Origin of the sequence: Cryobacterium tagatosivorans, from assembly GCF_004402215.1 — a bacterium.
GTDB classification, from domain to species: domain Bacteria; phylum Actinomycetota; class Actinomycetes; order Actinomycetales; family Microbacteriaceae; genus Cryobacterium; species Cryobacterium tagatosivorans.
In genome coordinates, this window is sequence record NZ_SOEZ01000059.1 from 54,959 (window position 1) to 70,934 (window position 15,976).

General features: G+C 69.7%; 14 protein-coding genes and 1 tRNA gene. 10 read left to right on the forward strand and 5 right to left on the reverse strand.

Annotated elements, in window-relative coordinates:
- The first annotated feature begins 78 nt into the window (after positions 1–78).
- Positions 79–1,671 carry a phosphoglycerate dehydrogenase gene (gene serA, locus E3O23_RS12300; protein ID WP_134491432.1) on the forward strand — a complete coding sequence of 531 codons (1,593 nt, stop codon included), beginning with the start codon at positions 79–81 and terminating at the stop codon, positions 1,669–1,671.
- Positions 1,672–1,714: 43 nt separating this feature from the next.
- Here the strand turns inward: serA and E3O23_RS12305 are convergent, their stop codons facing one another.
- On the reverse strand, positions 1,715–2,308 hold the full coding sequence (locus E3O23_RS12305; protein ID WP_241983464.1) for a TetR/AcrR family transcriptional regulator: 594 nt from the start codon (positions 2,306–2,308) through the stop codon (positions 1,715–1,717).
- Positions 2,309–2,442: 134 nt separating this feature from the next.
- On the opposite strand from E3O23_RS12305, the gene E3O23_RS12310 reads away from it, so the two are divergent.
- The gene (locus E3O23_RS12310) at positions 2,443–3,972 is read left to right on the forward strand and encodes an MFS transporter (RefSeq protein WP_134491436.1); all 1,530 of its coding nucleotides are present in this window, start codon (positions 2,443–2,445) and stop codon (positions 3,970–3,972) included.
- 75 nt (positions 3,973–4,047) lie between these two features.
- Here the strand turns inward: E3O23_RS12310 and E3O23_RS12315 are convergent, their stop codons facing one another.
- Complete coding sequence (locus E3O23_RS12315) at positions 4,048–4,299, reverse strand: DUF6458 family protein (protein WP_134491438.1); 252 nt, start codon at positions 4,297–4,299, stop codon at positions 4,048–4,050.
- Between the two features lie 102 nt (positions 4,300–4,401).
- On the opposite strand from E3O23_RS12315, the gene E3O23_RS12320 reads away from it, so the two are divergent.
- The 3 genes from E3O23_RS12320 to E3O23_RS12330 are packed head-to-tail and all read left to right on the forward strand — an operon-like array spanning position 4,402 to position 7,417.
- Complete coding sequence (locus E3O23_RS12320; RefSeq protein ID WP_134491439.1) at positions 4,402–5,508, forward strand: 3-isopropylmalate dehydrogenase; 1,107 nt, start codon at positions 4,402–4,404, stop codon at positions 5,506–5,508.
- A complete protein-coding gene (locus E3O23_RS12325) occupies positions 5,505–6,653 on the forward strand; it encodes a branched-chain amino acid aminotransferase (RefSeq protein ID WP_241983465.1) in 1,149 nt (382 codons plus the stop codon). Before E3O23_RS12320 ends, E3O23_RS12325 begins: the two co-directional genes overlap by 4 nt.
- On the forward strand, positions 6,650–7,417 hold the full coding sequence (locus E3O23_RS12330; RefSeq protein ID WP_134491440.1) for a fumarylacetoacetate hydrolase family protein: 768 nt from the start codon (positions 6,650–6,652) through the stop codon (positions 7,415–7,417). The genes E3O23_RS12325 and E3O23_RS12330 overlap by 4 nt, the downstream gene beginning before the upstream one ends.
- A gap of 120 nt (positions 7,418–7,537) precedes the next feature.
- Here the strand turns inward: E3O23_RS12330 and E3O23_RS12335 are convergent, their stop codons facing one another.
- Entirely contained in the window at positions 7,538–8,788 is a 1,251-nt protein-coding gene (locus tag E3O23_RS12335) for an HNH endonuclease signature motif containing protein (protein ID WP_134491441.1), read from the reverse strand.
- A 154-nt stretch (positions 8,789–8,942) separates the two neighbouring features.
- On the reverse strand, positions 8,943–9,635 hold the full coding sequence (locus E3O23_RS12340; RefSeq protein WP_134491442.1) for a TetR/AcrR family transcriptional regulator: 693 nt from the start codon (positions 9,633–9,635) through the stop codon (positions 8,943–8,945).
- A 130-nt stretch (positions 9,636–9,765) separates the two neighbouring features.
- Between E3O23_RS12340 and E3O23_RS12345 the strand changes: the two genes are divergently transcribed.
- Positions 9,766–10,779 (forward strand): NADP-dependent oxidoreductase, encoded by a 1,014-nt coding sequence (locus E3O23_RS12345; protein ID WP_134491443.1) that lies wholly within the window; start codon positions 9,766–9,768, stop codon positions 10,777–10,779.
- Between the two features lie 247 nt (positions 10,780–11,026).
- Here E3O23_RS12345 and E3O23_RS12350 read toward each other — a convergent pair whose 3' ends face one another.
- Positions 11,027–12,193 (reverse strand): aminotransferase class V-fold PLP-dependent enzyme, encoded by a 1,167-nt coding sequence (locus E3O23_RS12350; RefSeq protein WP_134491444.1) that lies wholly within the window; start codon positions 12,191–12,193, stop codon positions 11,027–11,029.
- 95 nt (positions 12,194–12,288) lie between these two features.
- Here E3O23_RS12350 and E3O23_RS12355 point away from each other — a divergent pair, with 95 nt between their 5' ends.
- The 4 genes from E3O23_RS12355 to E3O23_RS12370 all read left to right on the forward strand — a co-directional run bounded on the left by E3O23_RS12355 (position 12,289) and on the right by E3O23_RS12370 (position 15,731).
- Complete coding sequence (locus tag E3O23_RS12355; RefSeq protein WP_134491445.1) at positions 12,289–13,308, forward strand: LysR family transcriptional regulator; 1,020 nt, start codon at positions 12,289–12,291, stop codon at positions 13,306–13,308.
- 11 nt (positions 13,309–13,319) lie between these two features.
- Positions 13,320–14,840 carry a glutamate--tRNA ligase gene (gene gltX, locus E3O23_RS12360; RefSeq protein WP_134491446.1) on the forward strand — a complete coding sequence of 507 codons (1,521 nt, stop codon included), beginning with the start codon at positions 13,320–13,322 and terminating at the stop codon, positions 14,838–14,840.
- A gap of 48 nt (positions 14,841–14,888) precedes the next feature.
- On the forward strand, positions 14,889–15,338 hold the full coding sequence (locus E3O23_RS12365; RefSeq protein WP_134491448.1) for a hypothetical protein: 450 nt from the start codon (positions 14,889–14,891) through the stop codon (positions 15,336–15,338).
- 321 nt (positions 15,339–15,659) lie between these two features.
- Positions 15,660–15,731: transfer RNA gene (locus E3O23_RS12370), tRNA-Gln, on the forward strand.
- The last annotated feature ends 245 nt before the right edge of the window (positions 15,732–15,976 follow it).

Sequence of the window (15,976 nt, forward strand, 5' to 3'; positions counted from 1 at the left end):
GTAGGCTGATTTGGTATCTGGCGCCCCACGGTCGCGGCGCACATTCCCTTGCCTGTCGCAAACGAAGGATCCCTTTTCGTGTCGAAGCCTGTCGTCCTGATCGCTGAAGAACTCTCGCCCGCTACTGTCGACGCGCTCGGCCCCGATTTCGACATCCGCCAGGTCGACGGCACGGATCGGGTCGCACTCATCGCCGAGCTCGCGACGGCCCACGCCATCCTCGTCCGGTCCGCGACGAAGGTGGATGCCGAGGCGATCGCGGCCGCGCCGCTGCTGAAGGTCATCGCCCGCGCCGGTGTCGGCCTGGACAATGTCGACATCAAGGCGGCCACCGCGGCCGGCGTCATGGTCGTCAACGCGCCCACCTCGAACATCATCTCGGCCGCCGAACTGACCGTCGGCCACATCCTGAGCCTGGCCCGCCACATCCCGGCCGCGCACGGCGCCCTGGCCGAGGGCCAGTGGAAGCGTTCCAAGTACACCGGCGTCGAGCTCTACGAGAAGACCATCGGCATCATCGGGCTCGGCCGCATCGGCGCGCTCATCGCGGCCCGCATGCAGGCGTTCGGCACCAACGTCATCGCCTACGACCCCTACATCACCTCGGCCCGGGCGCAGCAGCTCGGGGTCGTCCCGGTCAGCCTGGACGAACTGCTCGAGCAGTCCGACTTCATCACGATCCACATGCCGAAGACGCCGGAGACCACCGGCATGATCGGCGAGGCGCAGTTCAAGCTGATGAAGCCGACCGCGTTCGTCGTCAACGTCGCCCGCGGCGGCCTGATCGACGAGGCCGACCTGTTCACCGCGCTGACCACAGGCACGATCGCCGGCGCGGGCCTCGACGTCTTCGTCAGCGAGCCGCCGACCGGTTCGCCGCTGCTCGGACTCGACAACATCATCACCACGCCCCACCTCGGCGCGTCCACCGACGAGGCCCAGGAGAAGGCCGGAGTCTCCGTCGCGAGGTCGGTCCGACTGGCACTGTCCGGGGAGCTCGTGCCCGACGCCGTCAACGTCGCCGGCGGCGTCATCGACCCGTACGTGCGCCCCGGCATCCCGCTGGTGGAGAAGCTCGGCCAGGTTTTCTCCGGCCTCGCGCAGCACAGCCCACTCACGAGCGTCGACGTCGAGGTGCGCGGCGAACTGGTCGACTTCGACGTCAGTGTGCTCCGCCTGGCCGCGCTCAAGGGCATCTTCACCAACGTTGTCAGCGAGACGGTCTCGTATGTGAACGCGCCGCTCCTCGCCGAGCAGCGCGGCATCGCCGTGCGCCTGATCACCGAAGCCGAGTCGCCCGAATACCGCAACGTGATCACGCTGCGCGGCGCCCTGGCCGACGGCTCGCAGGTGTCCGTCTCTGGCACGCTGACCGGGACCAAGCAGGCGGAGAAGATCGTCGAGGTCAACGGCTACGAGGTCGAGGTCCCGTTCGCCAAGAACCTCATCGTCATGCTGTACACGGACCGCCCGGGCATCGTGGCCGTCTACGGCCGCGAGTTCGGCGATGCCCAGATCAACATCGCCGGCATGCAGGTCGCCCGCCACGTCGCCGGCGGCAAGGCGCTCAGCATCCTGACCGTGGACTCACCCGTTCCGGCCGGCCTGCTCGCTTCCGTTCGTGACGCGATTTCGGCCGACATCATGGTGGAGATCGACCTCACCGACTAGCCCACCCGGCTAGTCGCGGCGTTCGCCTCGCGAGCGCCGCGTGTCAGGTCCGAGTGCCGGTCAGCCGTTCGATCACGCCGAGAAGCCGGTCGAGCGCAGCGGAGTCCTGGCCGGATGCCGCCGACGCTCCCGTGTGCGCCAGCGTCGACTCGTAATACAAACCGTCGCTGATCAGCATGATCGCCTGCGCCGTGCCGGGATCGCCCACGGCTCCCTCGACGACGGCGAGCCACTGGCGACGGATGTCCGCGAGCGCCTGGTTCGCGCTCGGATGTGAGCCCTGCGCCAGCCGGGCGACCGCGACAATTGCCCGGTCCAGGGGCGTGCCCTCGCTGACCGAGGTGCGGATGAGGTAGTCGACCACGCCGGCCGGGGCCGAGCGGATGTTGTCGATGTCGACCTCGACGAGCGCGCGGAGGCGGGCGATCAAGCCGTCCACGAGGGCCTCCTTCGAGGCGAAGTGATAGAGCAGGCCGCCCTTGGAGACCCCGGCGGCGGCGGCGACGGTATCCAGCGTCGCGGTTCGCTCGCCCTGGTCGATCAGTACGCCCACGAAGGCGTCCAGGATGCGGTCCCGGGTGGGGACCGGGGTGAGCGAAGCGGCGGAGGCGGACGGTGCGGGGGAGGACAAGGCCATGCGGCCATCGTACCGAGGCGCCCGCCTCGCCGGCTTCTCACGCCGGGCTCTCGCTCGTCGAGCATGCTCACTGGACGACTGTACCGGCTGGACGGTATAGTAGAGGTACCCCGAGTCCAGAAAGCCGTCCATTCATGTCACGCCTCACGATCACCGCATCCTCGCCCCTGCACGTCGCCGGACGCCCGCGCCGACAGTGGTGGGCGCTGGCCGTGCTCATGCTGCCGGTGCTCCTGGTCTCGATCGACAACACCGTGCTCAATCTTGCCCTGCCCGCGATCTCGGAGGACCTCGGCCCGACCGGCGCGCAACTGCTCTGGATGATCGACGTCTACCCGCTCATGCTGGCCGGGTTACTGGTGGCGATGGGCAGCCTCGGCGACCGGATCGGGCGGCGCCGTCTGCTGCTGATCGGCTCGGCCGGGTTCGGCGCGGTCTCCGTGGTGGCGGCGGCGGCACCGACCATCGAGTGGCTCATCGCGGCGCGGGCGGTGCTCGGGATCTTCGGTGCCATGCTCATGCCGCCGACACTGTCGCTGTTGCGCTCCATCTTCGTCGACCGCGACCAGCGGCGCCTGGCCATCGCGGTCTGGGCGAGTGGTTTCGCCGCCGGTAGCGCCCTCGGCCCCGTCGTGGGCGGGGTGCTGTTGCAGCATTTCGCCTGGGGCTCGGTCTTCCTCCTGGCCGTCCCCCTGCTCCTGCCGCTGCTCGCGCTCGCTCCGCTCCTCGTCCCCGAGTCCCGGGACCCGAATCCCGGACGAATCGATGTGCCGAGCATCCTGCTCTCGCTCGTGACGATGCTGCCCATCGTCTTCGGCATCAAGGTGGTCGCGGAGCACGGAGCGGGCCCCGCGACCCTCGCGCCGATCCTCCTCGGAGTCGGTTTCGGCATCCTCTTCGTGCGCCGGCAGCGCCGGCTCGTCCAGCCCATGCTCGACCTGCGGCTGTTCCGCCGGGGTGCGTTCAGCGGGGCGGTGGGTGTCAACCTGCTCAGTGTGGTCGCGCTCGTCGGCGGGTTGTTCTTCGTCTCGCAGTACCTGCAGCTCGTGCTGGGCCTGTCGCCGTTGAACGCGGGCCTGGTGCTCGTGCCGGGACTGGTGACCATGATGATCGCCGGCCTGCTCGTCGTTCCGATCGCCCGGCGGGTGCGCCCCTCGGTCCTCATCCCGCTCGCGCTGCTCGTGTCGGCCGGCGGTTACGCCGCTGTCGCCCTCGTCGGGGCCTCGCTCGACGCGGCGGGCATGGCCCTGGTCTTCGTGGCGCTCGGCGTCGGGATCGGCGCCGCGGAGACGGTCTCCAACGAACTCATCGTGGCCAACGCCCCGGCCGAGAAGATGGGCGCGGCCGCGGCCGTCGGGGAGACCGCCTACGAGCTGGGCGCGGTGCTCGGCACGGCTGTTCTCGGCTCGATCCTGACATCTTCCTACCGCAACGCCGTCGCCCTTCCCGATGGGCTGACCGGCGCCGAGCAGGCCGCGGCGGGGGAGACGCTCGGCGGCGCGGTCTCGGTGGCCGCCGGGCTTCCGACGGATGCCGCGGCAGCGCTCCTGGAGTCGGCGCGGGCGGCCTTCGGCAGCGGAATCGGGCCCAGCGCCTGGATCGGGGTTGCCCTCGTGGTGGCGGCGGCGGTCGTGGCACGGGTGACACTGCGCAACGCCCGGTAGGCGGTGTCCGTGGAAGGAAAGAGGCCCCGGGGAGAAATCCCCGGGGCCTCCGTCGCTGACTCAGAGGTCGCTGACTTAGATGTCGTTGACCTTGTTCTCGTGGCGGGTGACCTGCTCGCCGCTGGAGGGGTCGACGGCGCTGCGCGTCGTGGTGACGGTGCTGCGCTTGCGGGTCGCCAGGACGAGGCCGAGGATTGTGATGACGGCTCCGGCACCCATCAGGATGTAGCCGACGAGGTCGAGGTTGATGACATCGACGCTGACGTTGAGTGCGAAGACAAGGATGGCGCCAACGACGAAGAGGAAAATTCCCAGTCCGATACTCATGGTGATCTGCTTTCTTTTGGTTGTCAGGACTGGTCCAGCTTAGACACACGATTCGCGGCAGTAGGGTTTATCTACTGGTTACTTTCAGACATACGGAGTCGAATGTCACGTCAAATCAAGCTCGCCGTCATCCCTGGAGACGGGATTGGCCCCGAGGTCATCGCCGAAGCGGTCAAGGTGCTGGACGCGGTGACGACCCGCGAGGAGGTCACCTTCGAGAAGACGGAGTTCTCCCTCGGAGCAACCAGGTTCCTCGAAACCGGCGACGTGCTCACCGAGGCCGACCTCGCTTCGATCGCCTCGAACGACGCCATCCTCCTCGGAGCCGTCGGAGGCGTTCCCGGCGATCCCCGGCTCGCCAACGCGAACATCGAGCGCGGACTGCTGCTGGCCCTGCGGTTCTCGCTCGACCACTACGTGAACCTGCGACCCAGCGTGATCTTCCCCGGCGTGCCCAGCCCGCTCGCCGCTCCCGGCGCCGTCGACTTCGTCGTCGTGCGCGAGGGGACGGAGGGTCCCTACGTCGGCAACGGCGGCTCCATCCGCCAGGGCACCGTGCACGAGGTCGCCAACGAGGTGTCCGTTAACACGGCCTTCGGCGTCGAGCGCGTCGTGCGGTACGCGTTCGCCGTCGCGCAGGGCCGCCCGGCCCGCAAGCTCACGCTCGTGCACAAGACCAACGTGCTCGTCTTCTCGGGGAGCCTCTGGCAGCGGATCGTGCTGGCCGTGGCCGCCGAGTACCCGGATGTCTCGGTCGACTACCTGCACGTCGACGCGGCGACCATCTTCATGGTCACCCAGCCCAGCCGGTTCGACGTGATCGTCACCGACAACCTGTTCGGCGACATCCTCACCGACCTGGCCGCCGCGATCAGCGGTGGAATCGGGCTCGCGGCCTCCGGGAACATCAACCCGGACGGCCGCTTCCCCAGCATGTTCGAACCGGTGCACGGCTCCGCCCCGGACATCGCCGGCAAGCAGCTCGCCGACCCGACCGCCGCCATCCTCTCGGTCGCGCTCCTGCTCGACCACCTCGGCCTGACCGAGGCCGGCGCCCGGGTGAAGGCAGCGGTCACCGCCGACATCGCGGACCGTGCCGACCGCGGCGTCGACTCGGCCCCCCGGAGCACCGCCGACGTCGGCGACGCCATCGTGACCCGCCTGACCGAGACCATCGTGACCAGCCCGACAGAAAAGGGACTCCAGTGAGCCAGACAATTCCCGCGACCGCGCCCGCCGCCACCGACCGAGCGCCGCTGGCCTTCACCGTCACGCCGTCGACCCATGCGCGGTCGGCCGCCGAGCGCGAGGCCATCCTGGCCGACCCCGGCTTCGGGAAGAACTTCACGGACCACATGGTCACGATCGACTGGACCGTCGACGAGGGCTGGCACGACGCCCGGGTCACCGCCTACGGTCCGCTCCTGCTCGACCCCGCCTCCTCCGTGCTGCACTACGCGCAGGAGATCTTCGAGGGGCTCAAGGCCTACCGGCACGCCGACGGCTCCATCTGGACCTTCCGCCCCGAGAAGAACGCCGAGCGGATGCAGCGCTCCGCACGCCGTCTTGCCCTGCCCGAGCTGCCGGTCGGCGACTTCATCCAATCGATCAAGCAGATCGTCGCGGTCGACGGCGACTGGGTGCCGTCGGCTCCCGAGACGAGCCTCTACCTGCGCCCGTTCATGATCGCCAACGAGACCTTCCTCGGCGTGCGCGCGGCGCACAAGGTGGGCTACTACGTGATCGCGAGCCCTGCCGGGGCGTACTTCCACGGCGGCGTGGCCCCGGTGAAGATCTGGCTGGCCGCCGACTACTCCCGCGCCGGGCGCGGCGGCACCGGCGCCGCCAAGTGCGGCGGCAACTACGCCGCATCGCTGCTTCCCCAGATGGAGGCGAACGAGAACGGCTGCGCGCAGGTGCTCTTCCTCGACGGGGAGACGGGCACCCGCATCGACGAACTCGGCGGCATGAACGTCTTCTTCGTGCACGGCACCGACACCCTCGTCACCCCTCGCCTGACCGGTTCGATCCTCGAGGGCGTCACCCGCGACAGCATCATGCAGCTCGCCCGTGACCGCGGTATGACCGTGGAAGAGCGTGAGGTGACCCTCGATGAGTGGCGCGACGGTGTGGCATCCGGCGCCATCACCGAGGTCTTCGCCTGCGGCACCGCCGCCGTCGTGACACCGATCGCCCAGCTCAAGGGCAAGGACCTGGAGATCGGCGACGCCGACGCGCCCGCCGGGGAGATCACCATGGCGATCCGCCAGGAGCTCACCGACATCCAGTACGGCCGCCGCCCGGACCGCCACGGCTGGCTGACCCGGCTCGACACCCCCCAGGACCACGCGTGAAGATCGCGCGGTTCAGCCGCGGCGAGATCATCGCCTTCGGCATCGTCGACGATGACGAACTCGTCGTGCTCAAGGGCGACCCGATGTTCGCGGGTTACGACCCGACGGGGGAGCGGGTTGCCCTGCACGACGTGCGCCTGCTCGTCCCGGTGATCCCGCGGTCGAAGATCGTGGGGGTGGCCAATGCCGCGTTCCTCACGGCGCAGGAGAAGGCGGAGGGGGAGCCGGGCGAACCGGTGCTCTTTCTCAAACCGAACACCGCCGTCGTCGGCCCCGGCGACCCGATTGTGCTCCCGGCCGGAGTGAACGACGTGCGGGCCGAAGGCGTGCTCGGGATCGTCATCGGCAAGATCGCCAAGAACGTGTCGGTCGAGCAGGCCGCGGACGTGATCCTCGGCTACACGGTGGGGATCGACGTCACCGCGCACGAGCTGCAGGAGCGCGACGGGCAGCCGGCCAGGGCGAAAGGCTTCGATTCGTTCTGCCCCCTCGGGCCGGTCATCGACACCGAATTCGACGCCGCGGCGGCGGTCATCCGGGGCCAGGTCAACGGCGAGGACGTGCAGAGCGACGACGTCGCCCTGATGCGCCACTCGATCGCCGAACTCGTCTCCTTCGTCTCCGGCGTCTTCACGATGCTGCCCGGCGACGTCATCCTGACCGGTGCGTCCGGCCGTTCCCGTGCCATCGCCGACGGCGACACCGTCCTGGTCGAGATCCCGGGCATCGGCACGCTGTCGAACCCGGTGCGCCGCGCCCGGTAGCCGCCCTCTCGCCCTCTCGCCCTCTCGCCCTCTCGCCGAACCGTGAGTTCGGCACCTTCGTCGGGCCCGTGAAGGTGCCAAACTCACGGTTCGGCGAGGGAGTGCAGGAGCCGGCGAGGCCTAGAACGGCGGGGGCGGGGCGGGCCCCATCGGGGTCGCGGGGTCGGTGCTGTACGTTCGGCCGCCGGGGGAGGTCCAGTTCAGGGTGCCGTCCCTGGCGTGTTTGACGCTCCAGCCGGTCTCGCTTTTCAGATCGTGATCGGGTGGGCAGAGATTGGCCAGGTTGTCGGAGTCGGTGCGCCCGCCGAACTGCCAGTCGAGGCCATGGTCGATGTCGCAGCGGGAGGCACTGCGGTTGCAGCCGGGGAACCGGCAGGTTTCGTCGCGCACCCTGAGCCAGCGGCGGAGGTCTTTGGGCACCTTGTAGCGGGATCGGCCGACCGACAGCACGCATCCGGTCTCGGGGTGGGTGAGGATGCGGATGAAGCTGGGCGCCTTCGCGGCCAGGCGCCTGGCGGTTTCCGGGTCGATCGGTCCGTAGCCTTCGAGGTGGCCGGGTTCCTCGCTGTGGCCGAGGAGGGTCATGACCGGAACGGTGATCAGCACCGTAGCGCGGACGCCCTGGCCGAGGCCGGCGGACGGAGTGCCGGGCGCACCGACACCGTCGATCAACAGCTCTGACAGCACGTCGGCCCTGAGCTGGGTGAGGGTGCGCGTCTCGTCGGGCCGTTGGAGACTGATCGCGAGATCGCTGATCCGGTTGTAGATGGAGTGCGCGGTGGCGGTGGGCAGGTACGCGTTCAGCCAGGCCATCCCGTCTCGGGCGGGCACGAGGTGCACGGCCCTGTCGCCGGCGCACTTCTCGTGCCTCGTCCTGATCGTCTCGGGATGAGTGCGCTCCCTGGCCTTGCGTGCCGTGCCGTCGAACTTGGCGGCGGTGAGCCGACTCGCTTGCGGCAGCAGGGCCTCCTCAAACTCCTTCCGTGATTCGGCGGGGAGCGACCCCGCGTGATCGATCATGGCCTTCGCGTGCCGGTAGCTGATCTCGCCCGCGCGAAGCGCCGACATGGTGGCCGGCAACTCGTGCACCAGGGCCTCGCTCTCGGCAAGCAGGGTTTCCATGCTGCGCTGGGGGAGACGGAGTGCGCAGGCAAGCTCGGACAGGAGCTCGCGTCGCGCCACGGTGCGGGCGTCCCACCGGGCGCCCGCCGGCCGGGCGGTTGTCGCTTCGCTCAGCTCGCTTCGCCGCCGCGCCTCGTCGATGAGTTCAGCCCGGTGGGCGCTCACCGTTGCGAGCAGCCGATCCGCCGCGACGACCGCATCGACGATGTCGCCGACGGAGGCCAGCTGGAGTGCATTGCGGGGGTCCATGCAGCTATTCTCCGGGTACCCACTGACATTCCTCGCCGACTGAATAACCCGGTCAAGCCCGTAATTCCTGTGGATAACTCCGCCTGATCGGCGGCTGTGGAGGAGTGGCCGACGGGCCCGGCAGACCGGGCTGCCGCCTCCGGCCAACTCGGGGCTACGCCGTCGACCCGACCTCGGGCATCCAGGACCGCACCAGTCCGGATGCCGTTTCCAGAAGTGCTGCCGATTCGTCCGGGTTGACCCGAGCGAGAAGCATGGCGCTCATCGTGAAGGAGGCGAGGGTTCGCGCTCGCTCATCGACGAGCGTCGGCTGGAAGGGCTGCCCGGCCCCGGCCGAGAGGAGGGCATGCTTGAGCGCGGCCACGAGTTCGGCCCGGTATCCGTCGACGACCTCGCGGGCGGGGTCGTCATGGGCGGCCAGGCCTGCAGCGCAGTTGATGAGAAGGCAGCCGCGCGTGGGGGAGCCGCGGGAGTCGCCCGAGTTGTTCGAGCCGCGGGAGCCGTCCGGGCCGTCCGAGCCGTCCGCGTCGTCTGAGGCGCCCGAGGCGTCCGGGCGCCTCTGCACCGCGAGGCGCAGCCCGTCGAGGTACGCGAGCAGTGCGCTCGCGTCGGTCGCGCCGGTCAGCAACACCTGCAGCCTGGGCCGGATGACCGTGTCGAGGTAGTCCGCAACCGCCGCGTCGAAGAGCCCGCGCTTGCTGCCGAAGGCGTGATAGAGGCTCGATCGAGCCAGCCCGGTCGCCGCCTCCAGGTCGGCGAGCGAGGTCGCCTCGTAGCCTTTGTCCCAGAACAGGTCGCGCGCGGCCTGAACGACGGCGACGGTGTCGAATGCCTGAATCCGTCCCACTGTGAGCGCTCCTGTTCGTGTCTCGTTCAGTTTGTGTATCGCTCAGTCCACTATATAGTGGACCAGTCGTTCCAAAAACACGTTCGTCCCACACAGCACGTTCGTCCCACACGCAACAGAGGAGTCATCCATGGCCTCATCCATCAGCACCCAGACCCAGCTCGTCGCCCGCCCGGTCGGCTGGCCCACCGCCGCCGACTTCCGCACGGTGCAGGTGACCCTGCCCGACCTCGCTCCCGGCCAGGTGCGCGTGGCCAACGAGTTCGTCTCGGTCGACCCCTACATGCGCGGACGGATGAACGACGCCAAGTCCTACGCTGCGCCCTACGCGCTCGGCGCGACCATGACCGGCGGGGCTGTCGGCCGGGTCGTCGCATCCGCTGCCGACACCGTCGCCGTCGGCGACGTCGTCGTGCACCAGTACGGCTGGCGCGACCTCGTGCAGGAAGATGCCTCGGGCTTCCGGGTCGTCCCGGAAATTCCCGGCGTCCCGCTGTCCGCCTACCTTGGCGTGCTCGGGATGACCGCCCTGACCGCCTACGTCGGCCTGCTCGACATCGCCGGCCTGAAGGACGGCGACACGGTGTTCGTCTCCGGCGCTGCCGGGGCCGTGGGCTCCATGGTCGGCCAGATCGCCAGGCTCAAGGGCGCCAAGCGCGTGATCGGATCCGCCGGCTCGGCCGAGAAGGTCGCGCTCCTGACCGAGAAGTACGGCTTCGACGACGCATTCAACTACAAGGACGGCTCGCTCGCCACCCAGCTCGCCGCCGCGGCACCCGAGGGCATCGACGTGTACTTCGACAATGTCGGAGGCAACCACCTCGAAGCCGCGCTAGGGGCGTTCAACAACGGCGGCCGGGCCGCGCTGTGCGGCGCAATCTCGCTGTACAACAGCACCGATGCCCCCGCCGGACCGCGCAACATGTCCAACATCATCACCCGCGGACTGCGCCTGAAGGGGTACACCGTCGGCAACTACGTGCAGCACTTCCCGGCCTTCTCCGCCGACATGTCCGGCTGGCTCGCGAATGGCGAGGTCGTCTTCGACGAGACCGTCGTCGACGGGATCGACAACACGGTCGAGGCGTTCCTCGGTCTGATGCGCGGCGAGAACACCGGCAAGATGGTCGTCCGCACGGCGTAATCGGTTGGCGAGCTTGTCGAATCCGAATCCGAATCCGAACCCGGGACCGAAACCGGGACCGGGACCTCGACCGGAGCGACCGGCTCGATTTCCGGGACCACCCATCGCCGAACCGTGAGTTTGGCACCTTCGTTGGGCCCGCGAAGGTGCCAAACTCACGGTTCGGCGAGAAGTTCGGCGAGAAGTTCGGCGCGATGGGCGCGGCGGGGGAGCGGGGGCGGGGTAGGAGGTCGGAGGCGGGGTCGGGTCAGCGGCCGAGGGCCGCGAGCGCGTCGGCGACGTCGTCCTCGTCGTTCCAGAGGTGGAACGCCACGCGGGCGCGGCCGGCGCGGCCGGACGCGACCAGCCCCGCGGCGGTGAGGTGTCCGAGGTCGCTGCCGTCGGCATCCGGCCAGCTCACGATGGCCTGGCCGAGCCGGTCGATCCCCAGGCCGTCGCAGAGCGCGTCGCCGAGCCCAACGGCGTGGGCGCGGACCTCGGCCAGGTCGAGGCTGCGGAACAACTCGATCGCGGGTTCGGCGCCCACCCAGGCCGGCCAGGCCGGTGAGACGTCGAAGCGGCGGGCGTCGGTCGCGAGGTTCATCTCCGGGCCGTAACAGGATGTCCAGGGTGACTCGCCGGCGTACCAGCCGGCCTGCGCGGGGTTGAGCTCTTCGGCCAGCCGCGCGCTCACGGTGAGGAAGGCCGCCCCGCGCGGGGCGCACAGCCACTTGTAGCTGTGGCAGATCGTCGCGTCGAACCGAGACGCGTCGACGGGCATCCAGCCGGCCGCCTGCGTCGTATCGCACAGGGTGAACGTGCCTGACCGGCGCGCGGCCGCCACGATCGCCTCGGCGTCGGCGATCGCCCCCGTGGCCGATTGCACGAGCGACCAGGCCACGAGCCACGTCGTCGCCGTGATGCTCCCGGCCAGCTCGCCGAGCGCCACATGGCGCACGGCCACCCCGCGGTGCCGCTGGCTGAGGAACGGGAACACCATCGAGCTGAAGTCGCCGTCGACGCAGAGGACCTCGGCGCCGTCCGGCACGCTCGCCGCGACGAGCCCGGCCATGACGGATGCCTGCGAACCGATCGCGACGGCGCCGACGGGCACGCTGACCAGGTCCGCATAGCCCGACCGGACCCGCTCGACCACCGCGCCGTACCTCACGGCGTCGGCCCGGCCGAGCTCCCACTCCTCGGCGTCGGCGCGCATGGCAGCCAGGGTGTCCAGGGTCGGCAGGCCGAGGGTGCACGCGGCGAGGTAGCCGCGTCCGCCGCGGAACCGGCCGCGCGCCTCGCGGACGCTGAGCGGGGAACGCGGGCCGGTGCCCGCGGCGCCTGCGGAGGATACGGCGGCGCCGGAGGGCGCGGCGTCCGCGGAGGGCACTGCGGTGCCGGAGGCCGGGACGGCGGGGGATGGTGCGGGGCTCATGGGTCCATCCTGTTCCGGCGGCATCCATTCAACAATGACCAGTGATCGATGCAAAGGATAAGCATCCGTTATTCGTCATCGGCTAGTCTTCGCAGATGCCCCGCATTGCTCCGTCCGATCTTGACTCCCAGTCGCTGCGCGTCGTCCGCGCGCTGGCCGAGCACGGTTCGATCACCGCCGCCGCGGTCGCGCTCGGCTACAGCCAGCCCGCCGTGAGCCAGCAGCTCAAGCGACTCGAACAGCGTCTCGGGATGGCTGTGATCGAGCGTGTCGGCCGCACGGTGCGACTCACCGAGGCCGGGAGCGTGCTCGCCAGGCACGCCGTCGCCGTCACCGGCGCCCTCGAGGCGGCGGCCGGGGAACTGGCCGAGCTGCAGGGCCTGCGCGCCGGCCGGGTGCGTCTGGCCGCCTTCCCCTCGGCATCCGCGGCGCTGGTCCCCAGGCTGCTCGCCGGCATGGCGGAGCGGCACCCCAGCATCCGGATCACCTACCTGGAAGCCGAACCGCCGGAGGCCGTCGCCGCAGTCCGTGAGCATCGGGCGGACCTGGCCATCACCTTCAGCTACCCCGGCGACCGGGTCGACCCGCACCGCGCCGGCACGGAGGGGCTGGCCGTGACAGCCCTGCGACGCGACGAGATGATGCTCGTGCTGCCGGCCACGCATCGGCTCGCCGGCAACGACGCCGTCGACCTCGTCGACCTGGCCGAGGAGAACTGGATCGGTGGATGCCCGCGGTGCCGCGGCCACCTCCTCGAGCTCTGCGGCCGGCAGGGGTTCGCACCCCGGATCGCCTACGAGACCGACAACGTGGCGGCCGTGTTGGGCCTGGTCGAGGCGGGGATCGGCGTGGCGATGCTGCCGATGCTCGCCGTCGAATCCGTCGGCGCCCGTGCCGGGATCGCGATCCGGCCGACGACCGGCCGGGACCGGCGCACGGTGCACGCGGTGACCGCGGCGGGGGCCACGCTGGTCCCGGCCCTCGCGGCGACCCTGCGGCAGCTGGCCGCGCTCGCCGCCCCCGACCCAACCGCTCCCGACCCGCTCGCCGCCCCCGACGCAAAGGCCCCGACCCAGCCGCTCCCGGCCCAACCCCGAACCCCGAACCCCAACTAGAATCGTGGGTGATGTCTGAGACCAGTTCGTACCCCGTGTCCACCGCAACCGGCAGCGATGTCCGTGTTCGGTTCTGCCCGTCGCCGACCGGAACGCCGCACGTCGGCCTGATCCGCACGGCCCTGTTCAACTGGGCCTACGCCCGGCACACCGGTGGAACCTTCATCTTCCGGATCGAGGACACGGATCCGGCCCGCGACACCGAGGAAAGCTACCTGCAGCTGCTCGACGCGCTGCGCTGGCTGCGACTCGACTCCGACGAGGGCGTCGACGTCGGCGGACCGTACGCGCCGTACCGCCAGTCCCAGCGCTACGACATCTACCGCGACGTGATCGAGCAGCTCAAGGTCTCCGGCCACCTCTACGAGAGCTTCGCCACCGGCGAGGAAATCGAGCTGCGCAACGTCTCGCTCGGCCGTGACCCGAAGACGGGCTACGACAACTTCGAGCGCAACCTCACGGAGGAGCAGAAGGCCGCCTACCGCGCCGAGGGCCGCCAGCCCGCGCTCCGCCTCAAGGTGCCCGCCGGCGACACCTCCTTCGACGACCTGGTCCGCGGCGAGATCACCTTCCCGGCCGGTTCGTTCAGCGACTTCGTGCTCGTGCGGCCCAACGGGCATCCGCTCTACCCGTTCGTGAACCCCGTCGACGACGCGCTGATGGGCGTCACGCACGTGCTGCGCGGCGAGGACCTGCTCTCCTCCACGCCCCGGCAGATCGCGCTCTACCACGCGCTGATCGACATCGGGCTGACCACGTTCATCCCGCGCTTCGGGCACCTGCCCTACGTGATGGGCGAGGGCAACAAGAAGCTCTCCAAGCGCGACCCCGAGTCCAACCTGTTCCACCACCGCGCCCGCGGTTTCATCCCGGAGGGGCTCGTCAACTACCTCTCGCTGCTCGGCTGGTCGCTCGCCAGCGACCGCGACATCTTCTCGATCGATGAGATGATCGCCGCGTTCGACGTCGCCGACGTGCTGCCGAACCCGGCCCGGTTCGACCTCAAGAAGGCCGAGTCGATCAATGGTGACCACATCCGCCTGCTCGATCCCGCGGACTTCGCCAAGCGGGTCGTTCCATACCTCGTCGCGGCCGGCGACGTCAGCGAGCCGCTCAGCGCCGAGGAGCAGGCCATCCTCACGGCCGCCGCGCCCCTCGTGCAGGAGCGCATCGCGCTGCTCGGCGAAGCGCCCGGCATGCTCGGCTTCCTCTTCACCGCCGGCGACGTGCTCGAGTACCAGGCGGATGCGCTCAAATCGCTCCCGGCGAATGCCCGCGAGATCCTGGCCGCATCCAGCGCCGCCCTCCTGGACATCCCCGAAACGGACTGGACCACCGACCGGGTGCACACGACGCTCACCGAGACGCTGATCGACGGGCTCGGCCTCAAGCCCCGCGTCGCCTTCGGGCCGTTGCGGGTGGCTGTCTCCGGCCGGCGCGTGTCGCCGCCCTTGTTCGAATCGATGGAGATCCTGGGCAAGACAGAGTCGGTCGCGCGCCTCGCGCGCCTGGCCTCCACACTCGTCGACTGACCGCTCGGATCGACAGGCGGGGCGCCCGCGCAGCCATAGAGTATGCGGGTGCCCCCAACCTATGAGCAGCTGCGCCGCCGCAAGGCGATCCGATCCTGGATCCCCGCCGCGGTGCTGCTGGCGGCGATCGGAGTCGCGTTCACGATCGCGGTGAACACCCGGGGCACGGATGTCGGCGCCGCCCCGACGGCCGCGCCCACCGGCGCCGTCACGGCGAGGGGCACCTCGCTCTTCACCGAAGCCGGCCTCAGCTACATCGCCGACACGCGGAGGGTCTCGATCGACGCGACCACCGTGCCGATCCCGGCCGATCCGCTCGGGCTGCCTCGCTCAGGCCGGCTGGTGGTCGTGCCGCCCACCGAGGGCGTCTACGAGTACCTCACCGTACTCGGGCCGGGCGGCGGCATGCGCTTCAACGGCACCTCGATCGAGGTCACGACCGCCGGCGGCTACCTCGCCACCGCGAGCGTCGAGGATTCCAGCCGGGTGCTCGGCTAGCGCAACACGCTCGACCTCCTCCGGGGCCGCGCGGACCGGTACGGCATCCCGGATGCCGACCTCGCCGGCTTCTCGACGGCGGCCGAGAAGGCGTTCAAGGCCGACGCCGCCTACGAGTACAGCATCCACACCGACGATGCCCTCGGGGTCGCCCTCACCGTGACGGCGACCTGCTCGGGCGACAGCACGTGCACGGTTGTCGACGAGTTCAGCTTCGATTGACGGCCAGGCCGGCGCGACCCGCGCGACTCACCGACGGGTTTGTCCGGGCCCGCCCGGATGGGCTAGAGTAGCTCCCGGCCCGGTCTTCGGAACGGGCATTGGGGTATGGTGTAATTGGCAACACGACTGATTCTGGTTCAGTTGTTCTTGGTTCGAGTCCAGGTACCCCAGCAATAACCCCGGAGTTTCCGCGGAAACCAGGGCATTTTTTGTTTCGAGACCTACTGCTAACCGCCAAAAGTGACTCGTGCCCAGGCGGCTGAGCAGCCGGGAGACGGCGGAGAGAAGGACGGGCGCCAGCAGCAGCACGCCGACCTGGGCTAGGGCGTGTCTCCTAATCGAATCGTGATTCGTTTGGGAGGCTGGAGGAATGTCGCGTACTGCTCTGCTGACCGATGACCAGTGGACTCGGATTG

Coding starts and splice junctions, on each gene's coding strand:
- E3O23_RS12305 (WP_241983464.1), bottom strand. CDS start 2,308: ATGGCCTTGTCCTCCCCCGCACCGTCCGCCTCCGCCGCTTCGCTCACC.
- E3O23_RS12310 (WP_134491436.1), top strand. CDS start 2,443: ATGTCACGCCTCACGATCACCGCATCCTCGCCCCTGCACGTCGCCGGA.
- E3O23_RS12315 (WP_134491438.1), bottom strand. CDS start 4,299: ATGAGTATCGGACTGGGAATTTTCCTCTTCGTCGTTGGCGCCATCCTT.
- E3O23_RS12320 (WP_134491439.1), top strand. CDS start 4,402: ATGTCACGTCAAATCAAGCTCGCCGTCATCCCTGGAGACGGGATTGGC.
- E3O23_RS12335 (WP_134491441.1), bottom strand. CDS start 8,788: ATGGACCCCCGCAATGCACTCCAGCTGGCCTCCGTCGGCGACATCGTC.
- E3O23_RS12345 (WP_134491443.1), top strand. CDS start 9,766: ATGGCCTCATCCATCAGCACCCAGACCCAGCTCGTCGCCCGCCCGGTC.
- E3O23_RS12350 (WP_134491444.1), bottom strand. CDS start 12,193: ATGAGCCCCGCACCATCCCCCGCCGTCCCGGCCTCCGGCACCGCAGTG.
- E3O23_RS12355 (WP_134491445.1), top strand. CDS start 12,289: ATGCCCCGCATTGCTCCGTCCGATCTTGACTCCCAGTCGCTGCGCGTC.
- gltX (WP_134491446.1), top strand. CDS start 13,320: ATGTCTGAGACCAGTTCGTACCCCGTGTCCACCGCAACCGGCAGCGAT.